This window comes from Alcaligenes sp. CHO6, assembly GCF_037120595.1.
Taxonomy (GTDB): Bacteria; Pseudomonadota; Gammaproteobacteria; order Burkholderiales; family Burkholderiaceae_B; genus Alcaligenes; species Alcaligenes ammonioxydans.
Window position 1 is genome coordinate 601,704 of the sequence record NZ_JBANCI010000002.1, and the last position, 25,348, is coordinate 627,051.

Below are 25,348 nucleotides of genomic sequence, written 5' to 3' on the forward strand. Positions count from 1 at the left end.
ATTTCAGTCCTACTCTTCCATGGGAGCCAGGTCGGCATCCCCATTCCAGGGATCAGTTTTATCAGCAGTTTTTTCACGTTCGGCTTTGACAAAGGCCACATCCACAGGATCAGCACTGTTGCCACCTAATTCAGTACGCAGGTAATTGACCACTGCCGTCAATTCCTCGTCATTGAACTTCTCGCGGAACTCGGGCATCGCACCATTGTACTTATTACCCTTGACCGTAAGTTCGCCAACAATACCGTGCAGCATGATCTGGACCAAAACTTCTGGCTTGCGCAGCACCCACTCCGAACCAATCAGGGGCGGGAATACGCCCGGCACACCAGCACCGGTTGCCTGGTGACAGGCCGCACATTGGGCCACAAACAATTGCTGACCATCCACGGCGCCTTCTGGCAGCTCGAAATCGGCAACGATACGGTTGTCGCCCACTGTGGCGTCGTGACTCAGATCGCTGCTGAAAATGTAGTAGATGCCCCACAGGAACAGACCGGCAATAATCACCAGGACGACCCAGGGGATAGGCGCCGCGTTTTCTTCCGGATCCGCATTTTCGCGCAACTGCGCGTCATATTTACGATTGTCGCTCATTCTAATTCTCCGAGGCGCCCCGCCTTGCGGGGCGCACTAGCTCAACAATGCCTGCTTATTTGATAACGCTGGCGGGCGATACGGGATACGTACGATCCAGCGCCAACAGGTATTGAACCAGGTCCAGGGCTTCTTGCTTGGCTACCACCACCTTGCCTTCAGGGGCAAAATCGCCAGGCAGATTCACAACTTTATCGCCCTCGTCAGCCTTGTCCTTGAGCTCGAACATGAAAGGATAGGACGGCATATTGCTGCCAGGGGTATAAGCGCGAGGCTGGTACAAGTGCCCCAGGTGCCAGTCCACGCTAGGCTGACGGGCGCCGATATTGAGCAAATCGGGACCGGTACGCATGGTACCGAGCAGGTGCGGCGTGTCGTAGTAGTAGTCACCGGCCACCGAGGCACGACCCCAGCCGCGCTGAAAGTCAGGAGCCTGGTTCTGGCTGCGTGGCTGCTGCGAGTGACAGTACACACAGCCCATGTCGATGTACTGCTGACGGCCGCGCAGTTCCACCTCGGTGTAGGGCTTGAGCCCCGGAGAGGGCTCCACCTTCTCAACCTGCAGGTAAGGAACAACGACCAGAGCCGATGTGGCCAGGGCCAGCGTCACCATGGCGCCGCCCAATAGTTTGTATTCGCTTTCCATGACTAAATCATGCCTCCACTACATTGCGAGTTGCCGAGCGCTGGTGAAACAGGGCTGGACCAATACGACGGCTGCCATAGCGCAAAGCCATTGCCACAAAGTGGAAGGCAAACACAAGGTGACCCAAAGTCATCAAACCACCACCAATCGAGCGCGACTTCAGATAAGGCATCGTGACAAAGACCGATTCCATGAAGGCTTTGGCAGGGTCCAGCATCGCCAGACCTTGCAGCCAGCCGCCAATGCTCAGGCCGATTGCGTAGATGGCAAAACCGATCACCACCAGCCAGAAGTGCAGGGAGATCAGTTTAGGGTAAGGCCATTCCCAGGACATCACGCGCGGCATCACGTAGTAAATGGCGCCGAACATCACGATCGTAAAGAAGCCGTACAAGCCGATATGGGCGTGGGCCACCGTAAAGTGCGTGAAGTGGGTGATTGTGTTGATGCTGCGCAGCGCCTCAAAGGAACCTTGAATGGAGCTGACGGTGTACATCATGCCGCCCAGCACGATAAAGCGCAGGGTGGGCGAGTGAATCAGGGTGCGGAAGTGACCTTTCATGGTGTAGTGCTGGTTAATCGAGAAAGCCAGCACGGGAATGATCATCATCATGCTTTGCACAATCGACAGCGTCACCATCCACTGCGGCACAGGGCCGCCAACCAGGTGGTGACCACCGACCTGACCGTAGAAAAACGCCAGACCCCAGAAACCCACCAGAGACAGGTTGTAGGAGCTGATGGGCTGACCGATGATCTTGGGCAGGAAGTAGTACACCGACGCCAGGGCCATCGGAGTGTAGAACAGACCCAGCACGTTGTGACCAAACCACCAGTTCATGGTTGCCTGCTCAACACCCACGTGTACGGCTGGCAGGTTGCCGACCAGGAACAGGATGGGGAACCAGAACAGCGCCGCGCCCATGTACCACACCGACACATACAGATGGTGGGCACGACGGTTTTGCAAAGTGAAGATCAAAGGCATGGCTGCCAGCGCGCCGCCAATAACCATCAGGATATCAACCTGCCAGGGCATTTCCAGCCATTCCATGCCGTCAGTAATACCCATCGCAATACAGGTCAGCCCACCGACCAGACCCAGGTTCCACAAGACACCGCCGGTGATGGCGTATCGGGCACCAATCAGGGGGGTCTTGAGCAGACGGGGCAGCATCCACATGGCAACGCCAAAGGCGGCCATCGGGGCCCAACCATAAGCGACCGCATTCAGGTGCAGGGTGCGCATACGGCCGAACGTCATCCAGGCGTGTTGCGTCAAGAACTCGGGCTCATGCAGCTTGATCGAGCTGATCAGACCCGCGGTCGAGGCCACAATCAGCCAGAACACCGAACAGGCCAGCAAAATGAAGGTGACCGACGCGGTGGAGCGGTCGGCTTCCACACGTTCTGCCAGTTCAACGCTCAGCGCCTGACGATCCTCAGCAGAAATGGTCTTGTGGCCCATTTCATCTTGAAGTGCCTGACGTTGTTCAGGGGTGGCGGAAGGGTCATCTACCTGCCCGATCTCGCCTTTGGAGAAAATTTCTCGCGAGGCGGCGGGACTGTGGTCAAAGAAGTTACGACGTAACGACCAGATGAAGACAAAAAGTCCGGTAACGGACAATATGAAAGCTAGTAGCAGTATTGAAACGGTATTCACAATGATCCAGGCCTGGTTAATGTGAAGCTGCCAAGCAGCTCGGCGGCACTTGACGCGTCGCAGATCGAAAGAGCATGGACGCAAAAAATCTGCGACTGCCTAGGTCGCGAGAGCCGTCATGTTAAAACACCCGTCTGTGACGTCTGAATAAAGCCCCCATTGAAAGCAAGGTTTATTGAGACAGGACAAATACGAGCACGACATTTTTTGGTATACGGGCGACTGTCATTATAGGCGAGGGTAAACCCGTGTGACATATCTGTTTCAAAATGCCGTGTACCGCTCCGAAGTTTATCCTAGGACAATAAACAAAACCAGTCTAAATCTTACAAAGAGCGTGGTTCTGCCCCGATTTGTCCATACGGTTTTTCTTATATGGGCCTGGAACAGGACGACAAGCACCGGCATGCCGTTCAGTGGCAGTAGCCATCGCCCCACAGGTCAGATGCGGACGCTGCACGCGAGCGCGTCAAAAAGTACAATCACCCCTGACAATCTACTGACGAGTCTTGGCTCGCACTGACAACAAAGGAATTCATATGGAATGCACAATCGACTGGGGCGGCAAGGACGGCATGCTGTTTGTTGCCCGTACGGGCAGCGGTCATGTGACGGCCATGGACGGCGCTCCCGAAGGAGGCGGCAATAATCTGGCTCCCCGACCCATGGAAATGTTGCTGACCGGCGCAGGCGGCTGCGCAGCGTACGACGTGGTGCTGATTCTCAAGCGAGGTCGTCATGCCATTACCGGCTGTCAGGTCAAACTGACGGCTGAACGCGCCGACACCGATCCCAAAGTCTTTACCAAGATTCATTTCACTTTTGTGGTGACCGGCAAGGACCTGCCTCAAGCCGCCGTCGAGCGTGCCGTGCAGCTGTCGCATGACAAGTACTGTTCAGCCTCGGCCATGTTGGGCAAGACCGCCGAGATCACTTATTCCGTCGCTATTGAGCAAGCCTGAGTTCGCCATGTCCCTTTATCCCTACGAAGACCTGCTGCGCCTGGTCTACACCCAAGGCACTCCCAAAGGGGATCGCACCGGCACCGGTACGAACTCGGTATTTGGCCACCAAATGCGCTTCGATCTGTCGCAGGGCTTTCCACTGATCACCACCAAGAAGCTGCACACCCGCAGCATCTTTATCGAGTTGCTATGGTTTTTGCGCGGCGACTCCAACGTGCGGTGGCTGCAAGAGCGTGGCGTCTCTATCTGGGACGAGTGGGCTGACGAGAACGGCAATCTGGGCCCCGTCTACGGCGTGCAATGGCGCTCCTGGCCCACTCCCGATGGGCGTCATATTGACCAGATCAGCCAGGTGGTAGAGCAGATTCGCAACAATCCCGACTCGCGCCGCCTGATCGTTTCTGCCTGGAATGTGGCCGATGTCAATCAGATGGCCCTGCCCCCTTGCCATGCCCTGTTCCAGTTCTACGTTGCCAACGGCAAGCTCTCCTGCCAGCTCTACCAGCGCAGCGCGGATATTTTCCTGGGTGTGCCATTCAACATTGCCAGCTACGCCTTGCTGACCCACATGGTGGCCCAGCAATGTGATCTGGAGGTCGGCGATTTCATCTGGACCGGAGGCGACTGCCACCTGTACTCGAACCACTTCGAGCAGGCTGAACTGCAGCTCTCACGCGACCCGCGCCCCTACCCCAAGCTGACCATCAAGCGCAAGCCGGCCAGCCTGTTTGAGTACGAGTACGAAGACTTCGAGATCACCGATTACGATCCTCACCCCCATATCAAGGCGCCCGTTGCCGTATGAGCACCCTCCCACTTATCCGTCTGGTTGTCGCGTATGCGGCCAACCGTTGCATTGGCAAAGATCAGGACCTGCCCTGGCGTCTGCCGTCCGACCTGCAGCACTTCAAGCGTGTGACCATGGGTTTGCCCATCATCATGGGCCGCAAGACCTGGGAGTCGCTGGGCCGGCCCTTGCCGGGTCGCCCGAATCTGGTGATCAGCCGCAATGCGGACTATCAGGCCCAGGGCGCGCAGGTTTTCAGCAATCTGGACGATGCTCTGGCGGCCTGCCCCGGTTATGACACCGTTTGCGTGATTGGCGGCGAACAGCTTTTCCGTCTGGCCCTGCCCATCGCTCAGGAGCTGATTGCCACTGAAATCAAGGCAGAGGTGGACGGCGACACCTTCTTCCCGATACTGCCGGAAGGTGAGTGGGAAGAAATTGAACGCCTTCCCCAGCCTGAGGAAAATGGCTTTACTTACGACTATGTCACCTATCGTCGCCGCTAAGAAAGCCGTAGAGCAACGAGCGGGGCGCTTAGTCACTATGCGGCGCATGACTTCCTGGCAATGAGGTCAAGGCGTTGTTTTTCATGCCTTGCAAGCCTTTGACCACCACCGCTCTATCGAGCTGACAGTCACCAAAGCCCAAAAACCCTGGCTCGGGCTTCGCATCGTTTCAGTTGTCGGGACAGGCGTCAGGCACGGGCTTCAAGCAAGCACCGGGACCTCTGCACACCACCCTGCTGACGCCCGAAGCCAAATAAAAAGCCTGAACCCGTCAAACGGATTCAGGCTTTTTTCCGATCAGTCCGCCTGCATCAGGCAAGGCCAAACTGCATTCGTACGGGCTCTACGTCTGGCCTTACTCCGCGACCGCCGCGTAAGCCGGACCATCCAGCAAACCGTCCAGATCCGCCGGATTATCAGCCTTGAGCTTGAAAATCCAGGTATCGAACGGGGCTTCATTCAACAGGTGCGGCGCATCCGACAAGGCTTGGTTGAACTCCACCAACTCACCCGAAACCGGCGCATAAATATCGGAAGCAGCTTTCACCGATTCCACCACCCCTGCCGTCTGACCGGCGGCCAGCCGGGTCCCAGGAGTGAAGTCCCCGACAAAAACCAAATCACCCAACTGGTCCTGCGCAAAGTCAGTAATGCCTACCAGCACAACTCCGCCTTCCTCCTTGGCCCACTCATGACTTGCTACGTACTTTCTATCTACTGGCAGTTGCATATTGCCTCCCTGACTAACCAGCCAACACCTGTGTTGATTTCAAAAACGGCCACCCAATCGGGGCCCTGCCGTCTTCACCCGCTTGCTTAACATTAAGCCGCCTGCGCCTTCAGTGCCCGCGCACAAGCCGCTGCCGAAGCCCAAGCCCATTGAAAGTTGTACCCGCCCAGCCAACCGGTAACATCCACCGCTTCGCCAATAAAGAACAGGCCAGGAACCTTGCGTGCTTCCATGCTTTTCTGATTGAGCTCACGGGTATCCACGCCGCCGCTCATCACTTCCGCCTTTTTATAGCCTGCAGTGCCACTGGGCTTCAACGCCCAGGCATTAATCACTTGCCCCACGGAACGCAAGACGCGATCCGGCAAATCGGCCAGACGTTGTTGGCCTACGCCCTTGGGCAACAGCTCCGAGGTATCGAGCCACTGCTCCACCAAACGACGCGGCCACAATGTCGACAACACCGTCACCAACTGCTGGCGATTCCCCGCCTTCAAGTCCAGCAACTGCTGGGCAATGTCCTGGCCCGGTGCCAGATCCACACAAATGCTCTCACCTGGCTGCCAGTAGCTGGAAATCTGCAAAATACCCGGCCCTGACAAGCCGCGATGCGTAAACAACAGGTCTTCCAGAAAAGCCTGGCGCTGCTTACCCTGCCCGGTACTGACTTCCACTTCCAACGCCACGCCACTCAGGGCAGAAAATGGCTTCCAGTCACGACCGTCGAAAGTCAGGGGCACCAGTGCGGGATGGGGCTCAATTACTTTCAGACCGAAGTGACGCGCCACACGCAGGGCATAGTCCGTAGAACCCAACTGCGGAATGGCCATGCCCCCTGTCGCAATAACGACTTGCTGGGCATTGAGCTCACCCTGACTGGTGCGCAACACAAAGCCTTGCTCAGTACGACCGATGGACTGAACGGAACAAGGCATGCGCCAGGACACCTGCCCTTTCAGACATTCCTGACGCAGCATCTGGATAATGGACTCGCTGGAGTCATCACAAAACAGCTGACCTTTGTGCTTCTCATGAAAGCCAATGCGATAGTCGCGCACCAGTTGCAAGAAATCCTGCGGGGTATAACCGGCCAGCGCCGAACGGCAAAAGTGCGGGTTTTTGGACAGGAAATTCTCGGGCGACGTGCCCGTATTGGTGAAGTTGCAACGTCCTCCACCGGAAATACGGATTTTCTCGGCCAGCTTTTCAGCGTGATCAATCAATACCACTCGCAGGCCGCGCTGGCCTGCGATACTGGCAGCCATCATGCCGGCTGCACCTGCGCCTATGACGGCCACATCAAAAAAAGGGATCACGCAAATTTACTCGTTGGGTTCAGACTCAAGCACGCAATCTACGTAGTAGCGCGGCAGTCCATCGGGGCCAATATCCTGCGCCAGTCCATGCACATAGGTTTCAAAGCCGGGAAAACGCGCATTGAACTCGCGCGCAAACTGCAGGTACTCCACAATGCGGGAGTTAAAGCGTTCGCCAGGTATCAGCAAGGGAATACCGGGAGGATAAGGGGTCAGCAACACACCGGTCACCCGGCCCTCGAGCTCATCAATGCCCACGCGCTCGATATCGCCATGCGCCATCTTGGCATACGCATCCGACGGTTTCAGAGCAGGAATCATATCGCTCAGGTAAACCTCGGTAGTCAGGCGGGCCAGATCGTACTTGCGGTAAGCCTGGTGAATCTGCTGACACAGGTCACGCAAGCCCATGCGTTCATAGGTGGGCTGAGCCTTGCAAAAATCCGGCAAGATGCGCCACATGGGCTGGTTGCGATCGTAGTCGTCCTTGAACTGTTGCAAGGCGGTCAGCAAGGTATTCCAGCGACCTTTGGTGATGCCAATGGTGAACAGGATAAAAAAGGAATACAGGCCGGTTTTTTCCACCACCACGCCATGCTCGGCCAGGTATTTGGACACCAGAGCGGCCGGGATGCCCTGCTCGGCAAAGGTGCCAGAAATATCCAGACCGGGTGTGACGACTGTCGCCTTGACCGGGTCCAGCATATTGAAGTTGGTGGACAACTTGCCAAAGCCATGCCATTCCGCATCGGAGCGCAAAATCCAGTCCTCGCGCTCGCCTATGCCTTCCTCGGGCAGCGTGTCAGGGCCCCATACCTTGAACCACCAGTCGTTCTCGCCGTACTCCTTGGACACCTTGCGCATGGCACGGCGAAAGTCCATGGCCTCGCAAATGCTTTCCTCAACCAGAGCAGTGCCACCCGGTGGCTCCATCATGGCTGCCGCCACATCGCAGGACGCAATAATGGCGTACTGCGGGCTGGTGCTGGTGTGCATCAGATAGGCTTCATTGAACACGTTACGGTCCAGCGGTCGGTTTTCCGCATCCTGTACCGTAATCTGGGACGCCTGCGACAAGCCGGCCAGCATTTTGTGCGTGGAATGCGTGGCGTAAATCATGGTGTCTTTGGTACGTGGACGGTCCGCCCCAATCGCATGCATGTCGTGATAGAAGTCATGGAAGGCCGCATGCGGCAACCAGGCCTCATCAAAGTGCAGCGTAGGGATCTTGGAATCCAGTGTTTCCTTGATCATTTCCACGTTGTAGATCACCCCGTCATAGGTACTTTGCGTCAGCGTCAAAATACGGGGTTTCTTATTCTTGGCCTTGCTGGCAAAAGGGTTCGCCTCGATCTTGCGTGCAATGTTTTCCGGCAAGAACTCCTCTTGCGGGATGGGGCCAATAATGCCCAGGTGATTGCGCGTAGGGCGCAAGAACACCGGGATGGCGCCCGTCATGGTGATGGCGTGCAGAATCGACTTATGGCAGTTGCGATCGACCACCACCACATCATTGTTGGCGACGTTGGCATGCCAGACGATCTTGTTGGACGTGGACGTGCCGTTCGTGACGAAAAAGCAGTGATCAGCATGGAAAATGCGCGCGGCATTGCGCTCGGCATCCGCGACCGGACCGGTATGGTCCAGCAACTGCCCCAGCTCGTCCACCGCATTACAGACGTCCGCGCGCAGCATGTTTTCACCAAAGAACTGGTGAAACATTTGCCCAACCGGGCTTTTCAGAAAGGCCACGCCACCCGAGTGCCCCGGGCAGTGCCAGGAATAGGAACCGTCCGATGCATATTTGACCAGTTCGCGAAAAAACGGCGGCGCCAGACTTTCCAGGTAGGAACGTGCTTCACGGATAATGTGACGCGCCACGAACTCGGGCGTGTCCTCGAACATGTGAATAAAGCCGTGCAATTCGCGCAAAATATCGTTGGGGATATGCTGCGAAGTTCGCGTCTCGCCATACAGATAGATGGGGATGTCCTCGTTGCGAAACCGCAGCTCGCCAATAAAGGAGCGCAGGTTCTTGATCGCATTGGCGACATCTTCTGGGGAATCCACATCGAATTCCTCATCATCAATCGACAAAATGAAGGCGCTCGCGCGGCTTTGCTGTTGCGCAAAAGAACTAAGGTCACCATAGCTGGTGACCCCGAGAACCTCCACGCCTTCGGCCTCTATCGCCGCAGCCAGGGCTCGAATACCCAGACCCGACGTATTTTCGGAACGGTAGTCTTCGTCGATGATGACGATAGGAAAACGAAACTTCATCCAGAACTCCTAGGTACGGGGCAAGGTGACGCCCAGCTGACCTTGATATTTACCGCCACGGTCGCGGTACGAGACTTCGCACACTTCATCGCTTTCAAAGAACAGCATCTGGGCACACCCTTCCCCCGCGTAAATCTTGGCGGGCAGCGGAGTGGTGTTGGAAAACTCCAGCGTGACATGGCCTTCCCATTCGGGTTCCAGCGGGGTCACGTTCACAATGATGCCGCAACGGGCATAGGTGCTTTTGCCCAGACACATCGTCAGCACACTGCGGGGAATACGAAAGTATTCAACCGTGCGGGCCAGAGCGAAGGAGTTGGGCGGGATAATGCACACATCACCGACAAAATCCACAAAGGACTTTTCATCAAACGCCTTGGGGTCGACGATGGTCGAGTTGATGTTGGTAAAAATCTTGAATTCGTTGGCACAGCGCACATCGTAACCATAGCTGCTAGTGCCGTAGCTGACGATGCGCTGACCGTCCACACTGCGCACCTGGCCTGGCTCGAAAGGCTCGATCATGCCTTGGGCAGCAGCCCGCCGAATCCAACGGTCGCTTTTGATACTCATAAGAAATTAGCCGCCTTAAATCAGTAACCGGTTATTTTATCGTTTAGAGACTTGCACAAGGCAACTGCGATGCAAATTTGTCTTTGCACCACAATTGCCTGTCCGCTTTGCGCCAGACAAGTCCGCCTCAATCCTTCGAGAACCAGCGGTAAATCAGGGCCAGACCATTGACGGTGCCGATACTGACTTCAGCGGTCAGGCCCCGTGCCAGGCGGTAACTGGCCCGACCCACGGTGCCGGTATCGGCCATGGCCTGCTCCAGGCTGATCGAAAAATCAGCCGTCAATGCCTTGGTAATGGCAATGAACTTGCGCTCTTCGTTGCTGGTGCCGCTGTTCAGGGATTTGACCACACTTTCCACCGGCAAGATGCTGCCGGCACTGCCCAGATCGCCCGAGCGCATGGACACCTCATCAATACCGAACTTGCGGTAGAAAGGCTCGCCATCTCCCAGAAAGGAAGTGCCTACACTGAGCAGCAATGCCATATCACCACCGGAGTCATCCGGGCCATGGCCCAGCAGCAACCAGGACAGTTTTTCAACCTCGCTGACTTCTGGATAGGACACCAAGTCGATTCGGGGTTTGCGGGCCGTCCCCACTACCTTAACACCTGCCTCTACAGCCTGGCCGGTACGCAAGGCTTCAATGTCCAGGATCGGAGAGGTGATATCGCCCTGAAACGTCACCGTACCGCGTCTGAGCAACAGTTTCTGCCCATACAGTTCGATCCGCCCACCCCGAGTGCGCAAGGCCCCGATACCCGTCAGTTTGCCGTCCATCATGGTGATTCTCAGACTGCCCACCAGACCCGAGTTCACGCCATAACCAGTCAGGTAAAAACGGGGTCCCAGATCGACATCAATTTGCAGGCTCATGTCCGTCGTGGCGGCAGATGGCTCAGCGGCAGGCTCATCACCGGCCCGCACAATCACCACATCGCTGTCTACGGTGGGAATGCCGCCCAACATGTCCAGATTGAACCAGCCAGCATCCGCCACCACCTTGCCAGTAATGGCAATGCGGGGCAGTTCCATGTCCAGATTGATATTGCCGGAAATCATGGCGTAACGATCGGAACGCTGCAAAATGGGGAAGCGGAAAATATCAACATCAAACGCTCCCTGCTGGGTGCTCAGGTTCCACTGGCCCGCAACAGTCAGCTTGCCATCCTTGGCATCCGGGCTTTCTTTCAACCAGGTCGCCGTACGCCACTCCTGGGGCTCCACGCGTAAACGAGCGGGAAAGGTCAAGGACTCCAGCCTGAAGACATCGCCATCAAAACGGGCATCCAGCTCACCGTCAATCAGGCGAATACCGTCATCGAGTCGGGTAAAGCGCAGCTCGCGCCCCGTTACTGTGCCCCGGCTGGTCCAGGCCCATTTGGCGCCCACATCAATATTGACGTCCGCATTCAAACGCCCGCCCAACTCCATGGCATCGCCCAGGAACAGGCGTGTCCAGCTCAAATCATCAATATTGGCCTGAATGCTGACGGTTTTACGATCGTTTTCACTCAAGACCAGCCCATGAATCTGCGTCTGCGCCTTGGCGGTCAAATAGCCCATTTCCTTGGTACGCAGGTCCAGTTGAGCATCCAGGCGACTGCTGGTGGCCGAGACGGGCTTAGCGTTGACGACAACGCTCAGGTCTTGCAGACCCAGGGAGGTGGGCGGATCAGCAAAGACCTGCACATCACCGGCCACACGGTCTACACGCAACTGCCCCGACAAAGCGCCGGCAAACTTCAGATCCCAACGCGCCTGAAGATCAATCTCCGGGGGCTGGGTTTTCTTGTGCTTGACAATCCTGACACCCCCTTGGTCTTTGTCTGTGTTTTCCTCTATGCCCACCTTGCGCAGCAAACGGGCAATACGGGGTTCGGACAACACCAAGTCCAGGACCTCGCCGCGGCTGGCCCATTGGCCGGGCTGGTAGCTGGATTCCTGGTGCCGTAGATTGATCCACGACTCTCCGTCAACAGACGTACTCACCGTAGCAGCTCCAACCCGAACCGACCAGGGAGCCAATGGCTCGGAAGCCTGCGATGTCCTGCCGGCGTTGTCTGAGCGGGTGCCCGCCTTATCCGTCTGGCCGGGTTTGGCTTGCGCTGGTGACCCGGCTTCTCGCTGTGCGACAGCCTGTGCTGCCGCCTCATCCGACGTTGACAACGCCGTCTCACTCTTCGCCAACCCAGCCGCCTGCTGAGCGGTGGTGCCTGTCCTGTCTTGATCCCCAGAACGAACCTGTGTTTCCAGAGCGGGAGTCTTGGGCGCCCGCAACGCATCGGTAAAGCGTACAGGAAGAGCGGACTGCAAACGCAGTGCCACACCGGCATGATCGGCTACCAGCCGACTGACTTTTCCGTCCCAGTATGCCGCCTGGCCCTGTTCCGCAAAGTGCCAGCCGCCTTCCAAGGCCAGATCCGCCTCGGCCAGACCTTGACCCAACTGCCCTTTCGCCTTGCCGCCTAGATCGTACTGGGCAGTTAACTGCAAAACATGACGGGCGATGTCCCCGCGCAATTGGCCTTGTACCGACGCCTTGCCCAACTCCAGTCCAGGCCATAATTGCTCGGCGCGTGGGATACGGGCCAGCAAATCCAGTTCGGCTTTACCCGACATGCCGAACCCCCCTTTTAGCTGGACCTGGTTGTCTCCCACTTTCATATCCGTAAGCACCTCGGAGACATTCAGCAAACGCCACCAGTCGGGCTGACCTGGTTGAGCCGGCGCGGACGCCTTGGCCTTGATCTGTCCCAGAGCGGGTTGCCTGTTCCAACGGCTACCCTGCAAAAGCTGGATGTCTACATCTGCCCGGAGCAATTGTTCTTTATCGGCCAGCACCACATCGAACTGGCCTTGCGTATTGATCAATGCATCGGGCAGAACATCGCCCAACAAGGCGTGTAAATCCAGCTTATCGCTGCGGAACTGGCCTTTGAAATGGTCCTGAACGTGCCCGCTGTCCTGCGTGGCGTCCCAGGTAAAGTCCGCGTCCAGCGTGGATTCATCCGGTAACTTCACCGCCAGCTGAGCCTGCCTGACCGGCACGGAAGCCAAGGGGCTCAAATCTGCCTGAACATCCAGGCTGTAGCCCTGACCCTGCCCCGTGAGGGACAAGGTCGCTTGCTCCAAAGAGCCATCCAGCTTGATCTGAGCATTCACCACACAATCAGGCAAGGGCTCGGGCTCAGGAACAGCAACCGGCTCCTTGATACGCTCGTCAAGCACCACGCCTGTACCGTTTGACGGTGCAGAACGGATCAGCCCCGCAGCGCCCTGAGCATCATGGTGCTGCTCGGGAGCGGCTGCACCCTGAGCCGCTGACGCTCCCTTTGAGTCAACAGACGGGCTGGCGGACATTTCCGTCGCCTTGACTGAGGTTTGCGCGGTAGCGGGCGCTGCGCTGGCAGAGCCAGTCACGTTGCGGGACGAATCAGCGGGGGCTGATTTTGTCGCGGGTGCGCTGGTTTTGTGAGGCTGCGCATAAGCGGGCAGATACTGCTTGGCACAAATGGGCGACTCTGCAGTTAAACCACGCGCAATAATTTGTATATCAGCTCGTGCCGGGTAGGGCGCCTCCAAGCCCGCCAGCTCCACCTCGCCTTGAAAGCCGGCACGAATGGACTCGTTGGCCACCATCAAATCGTATAGGCGTAGCTGCGCACGGTCCGACTCCAGCGCCAGCGCCGAGGACAAGTCCGCTAGGGCCACGGGCAAGGGGGTGCCATCCTGGGACAACAAAAACTGGCCAAGTGCCAGCTTGTCTACCGCAATACTGACCGGCAGCTGCGGCATTTTGAACGGTTCATCAGACTTGGGCGCATCCGACGTGCTCAAGGCCACATCTACTTTATGGGCACTTAACTCCACCACATGCAAGCGGCGGTCCCACAATTCGTCCCAGTTAGCCTCCAGGCGCAAACGCTCGATATCGATATGAGTATCGGGCAAGCCCAACACCAAATGATCGATGCTCAGCCCATCCCAGATGGTTCCGCGCACACCTTGCGCGCTGCCTTGTACATAAGGCAAAGCCGTGCGCAGCGCCCAGCGTGTCCCCACCTGACTGGCCAATACCCAGTACAAAAAGCCGCACACCAACAGCAGGGCAACCACAATGAAAGGGATGCCCCATAAGGCGAAATACCGGAACCAGCGCCGAACCCAGGCCATTAAAATGCGATTCCCAAAGAAAAGCTCAAACGGACACGCCTGTCTCGCTGACCATAGGCCAGATCAAGATTGAAGGGCCCGGCTGGAGTACGAACCACAGCCCCCAGACCGTAACCCCAGGCTAAATTCATATCACCAAAGCTGGGAGCGGCATCGCCCACGTCCACAAACGCCCGCATGCCATACATGCTGGTGAAAAAGTGCGTATATTCCACACTGGCAACTGCCATGGCAGGCGCACCAATCACAGCCTCGCCGCGTTGCAGACCAATACTTTGATATTTGTAGCCCCGGATACTGCGTGCGCCCCCGGTGCGATAACCGAAATCCGGCGGCGTCCGATCCGTCATGCCCCACACTTTGCCGACTTCGCCCCGTATGGACAAGACATCCCGATCTCCGATGGGCCACCATTGCTGCAAGCGCAAGTTGCTGCGGTAGAAGCGCTCGCCTCGATCCAGCGTGATACCGGCTCCCAGGCCAAAGTCGATCAGATTACCGTCTCGTGGATCGTATTTCTTGTCCACGTCACGACGCAGCCACTGCCAGGTTGCAATCGCAGACGGTGTTTCACGGGTCGGCAAACCGATGATCTGGGTTTTATCCCAGGCCCCCAGCAAGCCCCACTCGGTCTCGTACTCGACCCGACTATTACCTGCTGCCTTGCGCTCCTGCCGCAGTTTCCAGCCCACGGCGGCGCGCTGCGTATCCAGACCCTCAATGTCAGAGCGGTCGTACAAAAGCCCAAAACTGTTTTTATAGCCGCGCAGCGTCGGCGGCAGATGGACGTCATAAAAAGCACGCTGACGCTTTTTATCCACGCCAATGCCCGCCTCTGTCCAAACAGGCAGGCCAAACACAATATTTTTCCGATACAGGCCTTCAACTCGCAAACCGTGGTCACTGTCCACCCCCAAAGAGCCCGTAAACTGCTTGGAAGGCGCCTCCGTGACCCGCACCTGAACAGGCAATTCCACGTCCCCATCAGGCAGCTCTTTTTTCTTGCTGGCATCCTGATTCAAGGTGACAAAAGCCCCCCGGAAAAACGTGGTGGAAGCCAGGGACTGCTGCCACTCATCGAGCTTGTCCTGATCGTAGGGGTCGCCGGGGGTGTAACGCACATACCGATCCACCAGGGACTGCGGTACCCGTTTTAGCCCCGTCATCTCCAGCGGCCCCATGCGAACCCGCGGCCCACTGTCCACCTTCAAGGACAGATCGGCCACGCTTTCATCGGCGTAGACAGTGGCCCGCGTGTCCACATAACGCGCGTAATAAAAATCCTGGCGCTGCACGCTTTCAAGCAAATCAGCCTTGGCCGACGACCAGACCGAATTGAGAAACGGATCGTTTTTTTTCAGGGGGAAGCTGGCCTTGATGCCTTCAAGGCGCACCTCATACTCCGGCTCCTGAATCTTGCCTTTGAAATCCAGATTGACATCACGCACCCGCGTGAGCTCCCCGGGACGGATAATGATGTCCCAGTATTCTCCGCCCGCGTCCTCCCCCACTTCCAGGGTGACCACGGAATCAAAGTAGCCCTGCGTCTGCAAAGCAGAAACAGTCGCGTCATGCGCCCGGCGACGCAAGCGCGTGACCTCCCCAAGATCCTGGTCCTCAGCCAGCCGTGTGATCGCACCGACTGCACGCTGGATTTCCTTGAGTGCCTGGGGCGGCACGCCCCCTGGATCAATAATGACCTCAGGGACAGACGATTGCGCCCAGGCACCAGGGCTCAGGACCATTGAGAACAGCAGGCAAAAGCCGGATTTGCGCATACGTGCTCAAAGAGGACGGGGAACAACCTTGGGGCGCTGCCCCGACGTATCAGGTGGCAACTGAGACACGTTGGCCGACACGCGATTGGCAATCTCGTGATACAGGCGGGCCTCGGGGCTGTCCGCATTGGCAATGACGGTAGGTGTTCCGGAGTCGGTCTGCGCACGAATACTCATTGCCAAGGGCAAGGCACCCAGCCAGGGCACGTTGTACTGGCTGGCCATATCGCGGCCACCATGCTGACCGAATACCGGGTCAGCGTGACCACAGTTCGAGCAGATATGAACCGACATGTTCTCCACAATGCCCAGCACAGGCACATTGACCTTCTGGAACATCTTCAAGCCTCGTTTGGCATCCACCAGCGCCAGATCCTGAGGCGTGGTGACAATGACCGCACCAGTCAACGGTACTTTCTGAGACAGGGTCAGGGCAATGTCACCGGTCCCGGGAGGCATGTCGATAATCAGGTAATCCAGGTTGTCCCAGCGCGTCTGTGTCAGCAATTGGGTCAAGGCTTGAGTGGCCATCGGGCCCCGCCAGATTGCAGGAGCGTCTTCGTCCAGCAGAAAGCCGATGGAGTTCGCCTGCAGACCATGGCCGATCAGCGGCTCCATCATCTTGCCGTCTGCGCTACGGGGACGCTCGTGCAAACCGAGCATCGTGGGCACGCTGGGGCCATAAATATCCGCATCGAGCAGTCCGACCCGGGCACCTTGCATATGCAGGGCCAAGGCCAAGTTCACCGAGGTGGTGCTTTTACCCACGCCGCCCTTGCCCGATGACACCGCAATAATGTTGCGGATATTGGGCATGGGGCGCAGGCCCTCCTGCACGGCATGCACGCCAATGCGCGGATTCAGGTGCAACTTGGACAGGGTGGCACCCACGCCTGCCAAGGCCTGCTCAATGCGTTCACGCAGTTGACCCTGTATGTCATAAGCCGTGTAGGGCAGATGCAAGGTCAGTTCAACCTGATTCTGGTCAATGCTCAGTTCGCATCGACCCGCATCGACCGATAACTTCTTTAACGTGTTGGGATCGGTCACACTCGCCAGGGCTTGCAACACGCGCTCAGAACTCACTGTCATTTATCCAAAACCTTGATATAAAGAAACATCACCATACCTTTAAACCAGAAAATTAGCGGTTCAAGGGGAATTTTTTTACACTTATGATGTCATACTAACCCTATGAACACATTTAACCAGATTATCCGCACAGCCCTCTTTGTCTTGCTGACAATTTTCGGTGCAATCATGGCGTTTATCTTCATGGTTTCCACTGCTATTGCGATCGGCATTTTATACATTGTGGCGCGTATTAGTGGCCGTCCTTTCGGTGTCAAAGCCTATTGGGATCAGCGCCGCCGCCCCGCTACTGCCAGCAGACAGTCGTCCTCACCCCGTTCGCGTGATGTGACCGACATAGAGATGCGCGAGATCCCTTAACAGTTCTTGACTGTTTATCCTGCATTGGACGAACAGCAACACTGAACAGGTAGGCTTTCGAACACCCTGAGTCCGCAAAGGCTCAGGGTGTGTGCATTTGTGTGATTCACACTGCCTGATCGGGCTTGACCCGTGTACGTTTCTCTGTCTTGCGCAGCACAAGTGGGCAATAGACCGTAGAATCCTTGTTCCCTTTCTCTTTTATTGTGTTAAGTCATGTCACGAACGATATTTGTTACGACTGCCCTGCCGTACGCCAACGGCTCGTTTCACATCGGCCACATCATGGAATATATCCAGGCCGACATCTGGGTTCGGTCCATGCGAATGTCGGGACATACGGTACATTTTGTATGTGCGGATGACGCTCATGGCGCTCCCATCATGCTTAAAGCAGAAAGTGCGGGCATCACCCCAGCGCAACTGGTTGACAAGATTGCGGCGGAACGCCCCAGCTATTTGAACGGTTTTCACATCAAGTTTGACCACTGGCACCGTACCGACTCGCCAGACAACGTCGAGCTGGCCCAGGATATCTACCGTACGCTCAAAAGCGCCGGTTTCATCGATACACGCACCATCGAACAGTTCTATGACCCAGTCAAAGGCATGTTCCTGCCCGATCGTTACATCAAGGGCGAATGCCCCAAGTGTCACGCCAAGGACCAGTACGGCGACAGTTGTGAAGTCTGTAGCGCGGTCTACGCCCCTACCGAACTGATCGAGCCTTACTCCACCCTGACCAATGCGCGTCCGGTGCTAAAGAGCTCGGAACACTTCTTCTTTCGCCTGTCCGACCCGCGCTGCGTGGCCTTCCTGCAAGAGTGGACCACGGGCAAGAACGCCCAGGGCAAGCCACGCCTGCAATCGGAAGTATTAGGCAAGACCCGCGAATGGCTGGGTACCGGTGAAGGTGCTGAGGCCTCCCTGAACGACTGGGACATCTCCCGCGACGAACCCTATTACGGCATCCCGATTCCGGATGCACCCGGCAAATATTTCTACGTCTGGCTGGACGCGCCTGTTGGCTACCTGGCTTCCCTGAAAGCCTACTGTGCCAAGGCAGGTCTGGACTTTGATGCCTTGCTGGACCCGGAAGGCAACACGGAGCAAGTCCACTTCATCGGCAAGGACATCGTGTACTTCCACGCCCTGTTCTGGCCTGCCATGCTGAAGTTCTCCGGCCGTAAAGTGCCTGACGCACTGAACGTGCACGGTTTCATCACGGTTAGCGGCGAAAAAATGTCCAAGAGCCGTGGCACGGGCATTTCGCCCCTGCGCTACCTGGAACTGGGCATGGATGCCGAGTGGATGCGCTATTACATGGCCGCCAAGCTGAACTCGCACGTTGAAGACATGGACTTCAACCCTGACGACTTCATCGCCCGCGTCAATAGCGACCTGATTGGCAAATACGTCAACATCGCCAGCCGTGCCGCCAACTTCATCAGCAAGCATTTTGATGGCAAGCTGGCTTACCAGGGTGACACCTCCGAGCTGCAAGACCAGCTCAAGGACGTTGCCGAGAAAGTCCGCGCCGATCTGGAAAGCCGTGAGTACGGCCGTGCCGTACGCCAGATCATGGCTCAGGCCGACCTCATCAACCAGGCTTTTGATACGGCGCAGCCCTGGGTCATGGCTAAAGGCATTGCGACTGCCGAACAAGCCCAGAAAGATGCGCTGCAAGACATTTGCTCGCGCACCCTGGCTGGCTTCAAGGGCTTGTCCGTCATGCTGACCGCCATTTTGCCTACCCTGACCGATCGCGTGGCGCGTGAACTGTTCGGCCTGGACCGCAGTTTTGTATGGGATGACGTGGCCGCCCTGCCCGATCACATCGCTCCCTTCAAACACCTGATGCAACGCGTCGACAGCGCCATGGTCGATGAGCTGCTGGCTCCCCCACCCGCCCCTGTCGTGCTGCCCGGTGGTGAAGCCATTGCCGACACCATCGACATCAAGGACTTCATCAAGGTGGACCTGCGCATTGCCAAAATCGTCAGCTGTGAGGCCGTAGACGGTTCGGACAAACTGCTGCGTCTGAGCCTGGACGCGGGCGAAGGTCGTTTGCGCCAAGTGTTCTCGGGCATCAAATCGGCCTACCAGCCCGAAGATCTGATCGGCAAGCTGACGGTGCTGGTGGCTAACCTGGCTCCTCGCAAGATGCGGTTTGGCGTATCCGAAGGTATGGTTCTAGCAGCCAGCCACGCGGATGAGGCCGTCGATCAAGGTATTTATATTCTGGAGCCATTCCCCGGCGCTCAGCCCGGTATGCGCATCAATTAAGACGCATTCCTGATACGCAAAAAAGCCTCGTCCCAAAGCGAGGCTTTTTTGTATCTATAAACCAAAGAATCTGTTCAAAACAAGCGGTTCAAGCTCTTGGGGCGCCCCTGCCTGCAGGAAAGCCGATACACTCTCTACCTTGAAAGCGCTGTATTGATACACAGCCTGACGCTCTGGCTGCAAGGACCTTCTGGCATGGAAAATCTCACCCCCTCTGATCTGGATCGGCACCATGGTGCCCAGCGTTCAACCTGGGTCAGTGTTCTGGTCAATATCAGCTTGAGCCTGCTGCAAATTGTGGTGGGTATCTTCGCCCATTCCCAGGCCCTGATTGCCGACGCCATCCACTCCCTGTCAGACCTGTTCTCGGACTTTGTGGTGCTGATTGCCAATCACCATAGCCGTCGCGGCCCCGATGCCGACCACCCCTACGGACATTTGCGTTACGAGACCGCTGCCACCTTGGCGATTGGCGGTTTGTTGCTGGCCGTAGGCGCCGGCATGCTCTGGAATGCCATCTCTTCATTGCGGGACCCCAGCAGCATCGAGGCCGTCCATCCCGTTGCCCTACTCGTTGCCTTTACCGCTCTGTGTAGCAAGGAGCTCCTGTTTCGCTACATGCTGCGCGTGGCAAAACGTCTGCGCTCAACCTTGCTGGTTGCCAATGCCTGGCACGCCCGCTCCGATGCGGCCTCCTCTTTGGTTGTCAGCCTCGGCGTCCTGGCCAACCTGGCAGGCTTGCCCTTGGGCGACCCTTTGGCCGCCAGTATCGTGGGCTTGATGATTGTGCGCATGGGCTGGAAATTTTCTATCGGCGCGTTTCATGACCTGACCGACAAAGCCGTTGATCAGGAAACCGAGGAGCGCATCGCCAAGCTGTTACGCGAGACACCCGGGGTGGAAGGGATACACCAGTTGCGCACCCGCAAACTGGGCGACATGATCTGGGTGGAAGTCGATCTGGAAATGGACGGCACCTTAACGATTGCCCAAGGCCATGCCATCGCTGTGGCGGCAAGAGATCGCGTCATGGCTGAAGAGCCGGTACTGGATGTAATGACGCACTTTGATCCGGTCACCCCCAAACAGTAAGATTGCACTTACCTGGATCACTGGTCCAGGCGGCCCGCCCGGCTATGACGCGCGGCGGGCGCTCTCGGGGGCCAGCATCTCGACCAGCACCCGGGACAAGGCGGTCACCATCTCATTGGCGTGAGGCCGATGCAATATCGCCAGCTCAAAAGCGTCAATGCGCGGTAGTCCCTGAGCCTGTCCCAATTCAATATGATCCTGACGTACCGCACGCCGCGGCAGCAGGCTAATGCCCATTCCATCGGCCACAGCCCCCTGAATCCCGCTCAAGCTGGAACTGGTGAAGCTGATGCGCCAGCGCCGCCCCAAGGATTCCACGGCACTGATAATCTCTTCGCGGTAAACACCGCGACGCGGGAAGGTGACCAAAGGAATAGGGTCCAAATGAAAGACAGGATCAGTGGCACTGTCGACCCACGCCGTCTGCTCGGGCAGACAAGCCACCGCCTCGCGGGCATTATGCCGCTGCTTGACCAAGACCAGATCCAGCTCACCCTGATCATAGGCCGCCAGCAAATCACTGCTCAAACCACTGCTGACCTCCAGGCGCACTTGTGGAAACCGGCGGTTGAAACCAGCCAACGCCCGCATGGTCTGGCCATTGGTGAAGTCCTCCGGCACACCCAGACGCACGGAGATGGTTACCAAAGAACCCGACAAGGCTTCAGAGAGCTGATGGTTCAAGGCCAGCATCTGACGCGCGTAAGCCAGCAAGGTCTGCCCCGCCTCTGTCGTGCTGACACCACGACTGGCCCGGTCCAGCAAACGCAGTCCTGCCAATTCCTCCAGACGACGCACCTTCTGACTGATCGTGGACTGTGTTGAGTGCAAACGACTGGCTGCCGCTGTAAAACTGCCGCAGTCAACAACCGTCAACAAGGCCAATAGCAGATCCAGGTCATACAAAGGCCGGTTCAGACTGGGACTGCTGGATCGTTGATGATCCATGTGTTCACCCCCTTTTCTCTATTCTCGATGAGCGCCCGGGGCGTGGCAGAACGATTTTTTCAAGCTGCCACACCGGCCGTTAAGACGCATCTTGCGGTGTGGCAAACGGAGTCTGCCTGTGAATTGACCGCGCTGCCGCGTCAGAGCATGGTGGGAGACGAATGCAGATCCTGAGGGCGCCTGTCTGGCCCACTGCGCGCCAGGTTTCAAATCCGAGCCCACGCTTCCAGCTATTCAAAAAACAAATACAAGAGATTTATACATTTAATTTGTAAATATCACCAGCTCTCGTTAATGTGTATTGGTCCCGCGCATTACAACGACATCCCGCCTCTGCCTTTGGGCCGCCGCAGGGATTGCGCCGTGCCGTTCGACAGATTTTTCCTTACTGAATTTCATTGGGAATCAACATGTCCAAAGTCAATTACTACGCCCCGCCAGGCGGGCATCCGCCACAGACACAGCTGCTGACGGATCGCGCCATGTTCACCGAAGCCTATGCCGTGCTGCCCAAAGGCGTGCTGCAGGACATCGTGACCAGCTACCTGCCCGGTTGGGAAAACACCCGTCTGTGGGTACTGGCACGGCCTTTGTCCGGCTTTGCCGAGACCTTCTCGCAATACATCATGGAAGTCGGCCCGCAAGGTGGCAGCGACCACCCTGAGGATGACCCCGAGGCCGAAGGCGTGATTTTTGTCGTCAAGGGCCAGCTCGAACTGGTTCTGGAAGGCACCAAACACATCATGGAAGAAGGCGGCTATGCCTTTATTCCTCCGTCTACCAACTGGTCCTTGCACAACCGCAGCAACGAACTGGCCAACTTCCACTGGATCCGCAAGCGTTACCAGCGTGTCGAAGGTCTGGATGCCCCCGAGGCTTTCGTGACCAACGAAAAAGACGTTGAACCCCGCGTCATGCCTGACACCGATGGTCGTTGGAGCACCACCCGATTTGCCGATATGTCCGACATGCGCCACGATATGCATGTGAATATCGTGAACTTTGAACCCGGTGGCGTGATTCCCTTTGCAGAAACGCACGTCATGGAACATGGCCTGTACGTTCTGGAAGGCAAGGCGGTTTACCGCCTGAACCAGGATTGGGTTGAAGTGGAAGCCGGCGACTTTATGTGGCTGCGCGCCTTTTGCCCACAGGCCTGCTATGCCGGCGGCCCTGGCCGTTTCCGCTACCTGTTGTACAAAGACGTTAACCGTCATGCCAACCTGACCATTGGCGGCAAACGCTAATATGGCCTGAACCCGAACAGCCGCTGCCTGCCAGCGGCTGTTTTGCGTTGCAGACAGGCCCAATCTGAACTGCCCGCCTTTAACCTCTTTAAGGTAGAGTCGGCACACCGAACACGACACAGCCCCGCGTGTCAGGACTTATTCCAAGCTTTGCTCTCTCAGGGAGAAAAACATGAACGATAAACACTATCTGCTGCGGTCCATCCAGATTGCGAAAGAGAACGTTGACCGTGGCGGTCAGCCCTTTGGTGCGGTGTTGGTACGTAACGACCAGGTGCTGGCCGAAGGGGTGAATGAAACCTATATCGCCCATGATCCTACCGCGCATGCGGAAATCCAGGCCCTGCGCAATGCCAGCCAAACCTTCAAAAGCAGCCAGCACACCGGCAGTACCATGTATGCCAGCGGCATCCCCTGCCCCATGTGCATGGCTGCCATGATCGCGGCAGGCGTAGAGCGCGTGGTGTACTGCGCCGATGATAAGGAAGGGGCTCCTTTTGGCTGGTCCACCCAAGCCTTCTATCAAAAAATGCGCCAGGACTTCGGACAACAGGGTGTGAAAGTGGAACATTTGCCCTTGGCTGAAAAACGCCAAGTCTACGAAGACTGGCAAGCCCGTTTTGGTCAAGGCCCCGCACAGGATTAGCCCAGCACCTTCAAGACCCTGCGTTCGCGCAGGGTCTTGCGTATTGGCATGGACAGAATGACAAGAAAAGCTTATAAATCGAATTGATTACAGTAACGATTCTCATTTATTAATTTATTACCGAATCAGAACAGGCGACTGTACAGGTCCGCAATGTGGTTATGGCCGTAAGCACTGTGGCTCTGACGCATTGGGGCTGACGGCAGCCTCACGCCCGTTCTGCAGTCAGTTTGTTGTTATTCACGTCCAAAGGAAATCCATGATTGTGTGCCGCCCCGCCTCCTTGAAAATGATTGTTGCCTCTGTCATGGGGGCCTTGCTGCTGAGCGCCTGCCAAAGCACACCGCAATCTCAACAGTCGGGCCTGAACGCGTCTCGTGCCAACACAGCCCCGCAGGCGCAGGTGAGCTTTCGCCAGGACTCAATCGAAGGGGCTTACGAAGTGCTGGCCGCCAAGGACAGCAATCAATTGTTCGTGGCTGCCACCCCTTTGTTTGAGGATCGCACCGCCGGCTTTGTGCATGTTCTGGACCAGGACACCTTGCAACCAACACAGTTGATCCAACTGCCACGACGGGCATTTGCCTTGGGACTGAACCAGAAAACACACACCCTGTACGTGGGCAATACCTTGGATGGCTCCTTACTGGCCCTCAATAGCCTGAACGGTACGGTCAAACAATTGATTCAGCTGGGCCAGAAAGAGGACAAGGGAGGCTGGGAACATACCCGCAAGGTCATCATTGATGAACAAGACAACCGCATCTTTGTGACCAACCCCGCTGAAGGGGGGCGTGTGTGGATTGTGGACGGCACCCAAGGCCGTATTTTGCACAATATCGACAATGTGGGACTGTGGCCTGCGGGTGCCGCGTATGACGCCAACACCAAGCGTCTGTTCGTGGGTCAGGGCGGCAAGGAAGAGATTGCGGTCATCAACCCCGCCACCGGCACGATCGAGCAGCGCTTTAGCACGGGCGATGCCAAAAGCGACAAGCGTGAGGACTCGCGTCACTTCTTTGTGAATGTGGCCCTGAGTGCGGATGGCAAGCAGTTGTTCGGCGCCGATGCCAATACCGGCAAGATCTACGTCTTTGATACCACCTCAGGGAAAGTGGAAAACTCGGTTGACGTCGGCCCAGGGCTGCTCGATATCGTCTATAACCCGGCTCGCCAGGAGTTGATCGCCACCAACCGCGGCGTGGATCGTGACTCGCCTGCTGGCACCGGCGCCATCAACATTCTGGATGCCCGAACTCTGACCGTGAAACATCGCCTCAGCGCCCCCATTCACCCCAACAGCGTCACCTTGAGCGCAGACGGCCAGACCGCTTTTGTGACCATCAAGGCTCCGCATGGCGACAAGAGCCCCCATTACCTGAAAGGGGCCAAGGATAGCGTGCTGCGTCTGAACCTGAACCAACTCTAAACCTGCGGTCTGATACCCATCCCAAAGCCTGGTTTGTCCACTGTGCCAAGCCGGCTTTTTTTACCTCACTCTGGGGTCCGCCCACCCGCGTAACCCCTTCTGAGCCTCGCATCCAGCCTGGTTTTGCCCCTGGCTCCTACCCTCTTTCCAGGTCAACCTCGGGGTGCGCCCGACGCATGTCACTCCCCTTGACACAAAGCGGTCTGGAAACCAGGCCAAAAGCGGATTGC

The 25,348-nt window shown here is 57.0% G+C and carries 20 protein-coding genes; 9 read left to right on the top strand and 11 right to left on the bottom strand.

Features of this window, described 5'->3' with window-relative positions; translation table 11 throughout:
* Window positions 1-9: 9 nt before the first annotated feature.
* From V6936_RS10770 to V6936_RS10780, 3 genes are read right to left on the bottom strand one after another with little or no spacing between them, the layout of a single operon-like run.
* Window positions 10-597 (bottom strand): c-type cytochrome, encoded by a 588-nt coding sequence (locus V6936_RS10770; RefSeq protein WP_336579842.1) that lies wholly within the window; start codon window positions 595-597, stop codon window positions 10-12.
* A 55-nt stretch (window positions 598-652) separates the two neighbouring features.
* Entirely contained in the window at window positions 653-1,243 is a 591-nt protein-coding gene (locus tag V6936_RS10775; RefSeq protein WP_003803902.1) for a cbb3-type cytochrome c oxidase subunit II, read from the bottom strand.
* 7 nt (window positions 1,244-1,250) lie between these two features.
* Window positions 1,251-2,906: a cbb3-type cytochrome c oxidase subunit I gene (locus V6936_RS10780; RefSeq protein ID WP_039943885.1), complete on the bottom strand. Its 1,656-nt coding sequence runs from the start codon at window positions 2,904-2,906 to the stop codon at window positions 1,251-1,253.
* 539 nt (window positions 2,907-3,445) lie between these two features.
* Here V6936_RS10780 and V6936_RS10785 point away from each other — a divergent pair.
* The 3 genes from V6936_RS10785 to V6936_RS10795 are packed head-to-tail and all read left to right on the top strand — an operon-like array spanning window position 3,446 to window position 5,164.
* Window positions 3,446-3,868, top strand: coding sequence for an OsmC family protein (locus V6936_RS10785; protein ID WP_003803905.1), 423 nt, complete (start codon window positions 3,446-3,448; stop codon window positions 3,866-3,868).
* A 7-nt stretch (window positions 3,869-3,875) separates the two neighbouring features.
* Complete coding sequence (locus tag V6936_RS10790) at window positions 3,876-4,676, top strand: thymidylate synthase (RefSeq protein WP_003803907.1); 801 nt, start codon at window positions 3,876-3,878, stop codon at window positions 4,674-4,676.
* Window positions 4,673-5,164, top strand: coding sequence for a dihydrofolate reductase (locus V6936_RS10795; protein ID WP_003803908.1), 492 nt, complete (start codon window positions 4,673-4,675; stop codon window positions 5,162-5,164). The genes V6936_RS10790 and V6936_RS10795 overlap by 4 nt, the downstream gene beginning before the upstream one ends.
* Window positions 5,165-5,519: 355 nt before the next feature.
* Here the strand turns inward: V6936_RS10795 and gcvH are convergent, their stop codons facing one another.
* The 7 genes from gcvH to apbC form a co-directional block, all read right to left on the bottom strand.
* Window positions 5,520-5,894: a glycine cleavage system protein GcvH gene (gene gcvH, locus V6936_RS10800; protein WP_039943780.1), complete on the bottom strand. Its 375-nt coding sequence runs from the start codon at window positions 5,892-5,894 to the stop codon at window positions 5,520-5,522.
* Window positions 5,895-5,986: 92 nt separating this feature from the next.
* Complete coding sequence (locus V6936_RS10805; protein WP_081050091.1) at window positions 5,987-7,210, bottom strand: aminoacetone oxidase family FAD-binding enzyme; 1,224 nt, start codon at window positions 7,208-7,210, stop codon at window positions 5,987-5,989.
* Between the two features lie 6 nt (window positions 7,211-7,216).
* Window positions 7,217-9,490: an arginine/lysine/ornithine decarboxylase gene (locus V6936_RS10810; RefSeq protein ID WP_003803916.1), complete on the bottom strand. Its 2,274-nt coding sequence runs from the start codon at window positions 9,488-9,490 to the stop codon at window positions 7,217-7,219.
* 9 nt (window positions 9,491-9,499) lie between these two features.
* Window positions 9,500-10,063 (bottom strand): dCTP deaminase, encoded by a 564-nt coding sequence (gene dcd / locus V6936_RS10815; RefSeq protein WP_003803918.1) that lies wholly within the window; start codon window positions 10,061-10,063, stop codon window positions 9,500-9,502.
* Between the two features lie 127 nt (window positions 10,064-10,190).
* Window positions 10,191-14,240, bottom strand: a complete 4,050-nt coding sequence (locus tag V6936_RS10820) for a translocation/assembly module TamB domain-containing protein (protein ID WP_336579843.1) — start codon at window positions 14,238-14,240, stop codon at window positions 10,191-10,193.
* Window positions 14,240-16,018, bottom strand: coding sequence for an autotransporter assembly complex protein TamA (locus tag V6936_RS10825; RefSeq protein ID WP_003803922.1), 1,779 nt, complete (start codon window positions 16,016-16,018; stop codon window positions 14,240-14,242). Before V6936_RS10825 ends, V6936_RS10820 begins: the two co-directional genes overlap by 1 nt.
* A gap of 6 nt (window positions 16,019-16,024) precedes the next feature.
* Window positions 16,025-17,110 (bottom strand): iron-sulfur cluster carrier protein ApbC, encoded by a 1,086-nt coding sequence (gene apbC, locus V6936_RS10830; RefSeq protein ID WP_003803924.1) that lies wholly within the window; start codon window positions 17,108-17,110, stop codon window positions 16,025-16,027.
* A 102-nt stretch (window positions 17,111-17,212) separates the two neighbouring features.
* Here apbC and V6936_RS10835 point away from each other — a divergent pair, with 102 nt between their 5' ends.
* From V6936_RS10835 to V6936_RS10845, 3 genes are all read left to right on the top strand, one after another.
* Window positions 17,213-17,470, top strand: coding sequence for a hypothetical protein (locus V6936_RS10835; protein ID WP_003803926.1), 258 nt, complete (start codon window positions 17,213-17,215; stop codon window positions 17,468-17,470).
* 216 nt (window positions 17,471-17,686) lie between these two features.
* Complete coding sequence (gene metG, locus V6936_RS10840; protein WP_336579844.1) at window positions 17,687-19,756, top strand: methionine--tRNA ligase; 2,070 nt, start codon at window positions 17,687-17,689, stop codon at window positions 19,754-19,756.
* A gap of 195 nt (window positions 19,757-19,951) precedes the next feature.
* A complete protein-coding gene (locus V6936_RS10845) occupies window positions 19,952-20,848 on the top strand; it encodes a cation diffusion facilitator family transporter (protein WP_003803929.1) in 897 nt (298 codons plus the stop codon).
* A gap of 42 nt (window positions 20,849-20,890) precedes the next feature.
* Here the strand turns inward: V6936_RS10845 and V6936_RS10850 are convergent, their stop codons facing one another.
* Window positions 20,891-21,796 carry a LysR family transcriptional regulator gene (locus tag V6936_RS10850; RefSeq protein ID WP_336579845.1) on the bottom strand — a complete coding sequence of 302 codons (906 nt, stop codon included), beginning with the start codon at window positions 21,794-21,796 and terminating at the stop codon, window positions 20,891-20,893.
* 410 nt (window positions 21,797-22,206) lie between these two features.
* On the opposite strand from V6936_RS10850, the gene V6936_RS10855 reads away from it, so the two are divergent.
* From V6936_RS10855 to V6936_RS10865, 3 genes are all read left to right on the top strand, one after another.
* Window positions 22,207-23,043 (top strand): bifunctional allantoicase/(S)-ureidoglycine aminohydrolase, encoded by an 837-nt coding sequence (locus V6936_RS10855; RefSeq protein WP_131071273.1) that lies wholly within the window; start codon window positions 22,207-22,209, stop codon window positions 23,041-23,043.
* A gap of 172 nt (window positions 23,044-23,215) precedes the next feature.
* Complete coding sequence (locus tag V6936_RS10860) at window positions 23,216-23,689, top strand: nucleoside deaminase (protein ID WP_003803938.1); 474 nt, start codon at window positions 23,216-23,218, stop codon at window positions 23,687-23,689.
* 259 nt (window positions 23,690-23,948) lie between these two features.
* The gene (locus tag V6936_RS10865; RefSeq protein ID WP_336579846.1) at window positions 23,949-25,118 is read left to right on the top strand and encodes a YncE family protein; all 1,170 of its coding nucleotides are present in this window, start codon (window positions 23,949-23,951) and stop codon (window positions 25,116-25,118) included.
* Window positions 25,119-25,348 lie beyond the last annotated feature (230 nt).

What these genes read in the sequence shown, in the direction of transcription:
- V6936_RS10770 (WP_336579842.1), bottom strand. Translation starts at nt 597, where the DNA reads ATGAGCGACAATCGTAAATATGACGCGCAGTTGCGCGAAAATGCGGAT.
- V6936_RS10775 (WP_003803902.1), bottom strand. Translation starts at nt 1,243, where the DNA reads ATGGAAAGCGAATACAAACTATTGGGCGGCGCCATGGTGACGCTGGCC.
- V6936_RS10785 (WP_003803905.1), top strand. Translation starts at nt 3,446, where the DNA reads ATGGAATGCACAATCGACTGGGGCGGCAAGGACGGCATGCTGTTTGTT.
- V6936_RS10790 (WP_003803907.1), top strand. Translation starts at nt 3,876, where the DNA reads ATGTCCCTTTATCCCTACGAAGACCTGCTGCGCCTGGTCTACACCCAA.
- V6936_RS10795 (WP_003803908.1), top strand. Translation starts at nt 4,673, where the DNA reads ATGAGCACCCTCCCACTTATCCGTCTGGTTGTCGCGTATGCGGCCAAC.
- gcvH (WP_039943780.1), bottom strand. Translation starts at nt 5,894, where the DNA reads ATGCAACTGCCAGTAGATAGAAAGTACGTAGCAAGTCATGAGTGGGCC.
- V6936_RS10810 (WP_003803916.1), bottom strand. Translation starts at nt 9,490, where the DNA reads ATGAAGTTTCGTTTTCCTATCGTCATCATCGACGAAGACTACCGTTCC.
- dcd (WP_003803918.1), bottom strand. Translation starts at nt 10,063, where the DNA reads ATGAGTATCAAAAGCGACCGTTGGATTCGGCGGGCTGCTGCCCAAGGC.
- V6936_RS10820 (WP_336579843.1), bottom strand. Translation starts at nt 14,240, where the DNA reads ATGGCCTGGGTTCGGCGCTGGTTCCGGTATTTCGCCTTATGGGGCATC.
- V6936_RS10825 (WP_003803922.1), bottom strand. Translation starts at nt 16,018, where the DNA reads ATGCGCAAATCCGGCTTTTGCCTGCTGTTCTCAATGGTCCTGAGCCCT.
- apbC (WP_003803924.1), bottom strand. Translation starts at nt 17,110, where the DNA reads ATGACAGTGAGTTCTGAGCGCGTGTTGCAAGCCCTGGCGAGTGTGACC.
- V6936_RS10835 (WP_003803926.1), top strand. Translation starts at nt 17,213, where the DNA reads ATGAACACATTTAACCAGATTATCCGCACAGCCCTCTTTGTCTTGCTG.
- metG (WP_336579844.1), top strand. Translation starts at nt 17,687, where the DNA reads ATGTCACGAACGATATTTGTTACGACTGCCCTGCCGTACGCCAACGGC.
- V6936_RS10845 (WP_003803929.1), top strand. Translation starts at nt 19,952, where the DNA reads ATGGAAAATCTCACCCCCTCTGATCTGGATCGGCACCATGGTGCCCAG.
- V6936_RS10850 (WP_336579845.1), bottom strand. Translation starts at nt 21,796, where the DNA reads ATGGATCATCAACGATCCAGCAGTCCCAGTCTGAACCGGCCTTTGTAT.
- V6936_RS10855 (WP_131071273.1), top strand. Translation starts at nt 22,207, where the DNA reads ATGTCCAAAGTCAATTACTACGCCCCGCCAGGCGGGCATCCGCCACAG.
- V6936_RS10860 (WP_003803938.1), top strand. Translation starts at nt 23,216, where the DNA reads ATGAACGATAAACACTATCTGCTGCGGTCCATCCAGATTGCGAAAGAG.
- V6936_RS10865 (WP_336579846.1), top strand. Translation starts at nt 23,949, where the DNA reads ATGATTGTGTGCCGCCCCGCCTCCTTGAAAATGATTGTTGCCTCTGTC.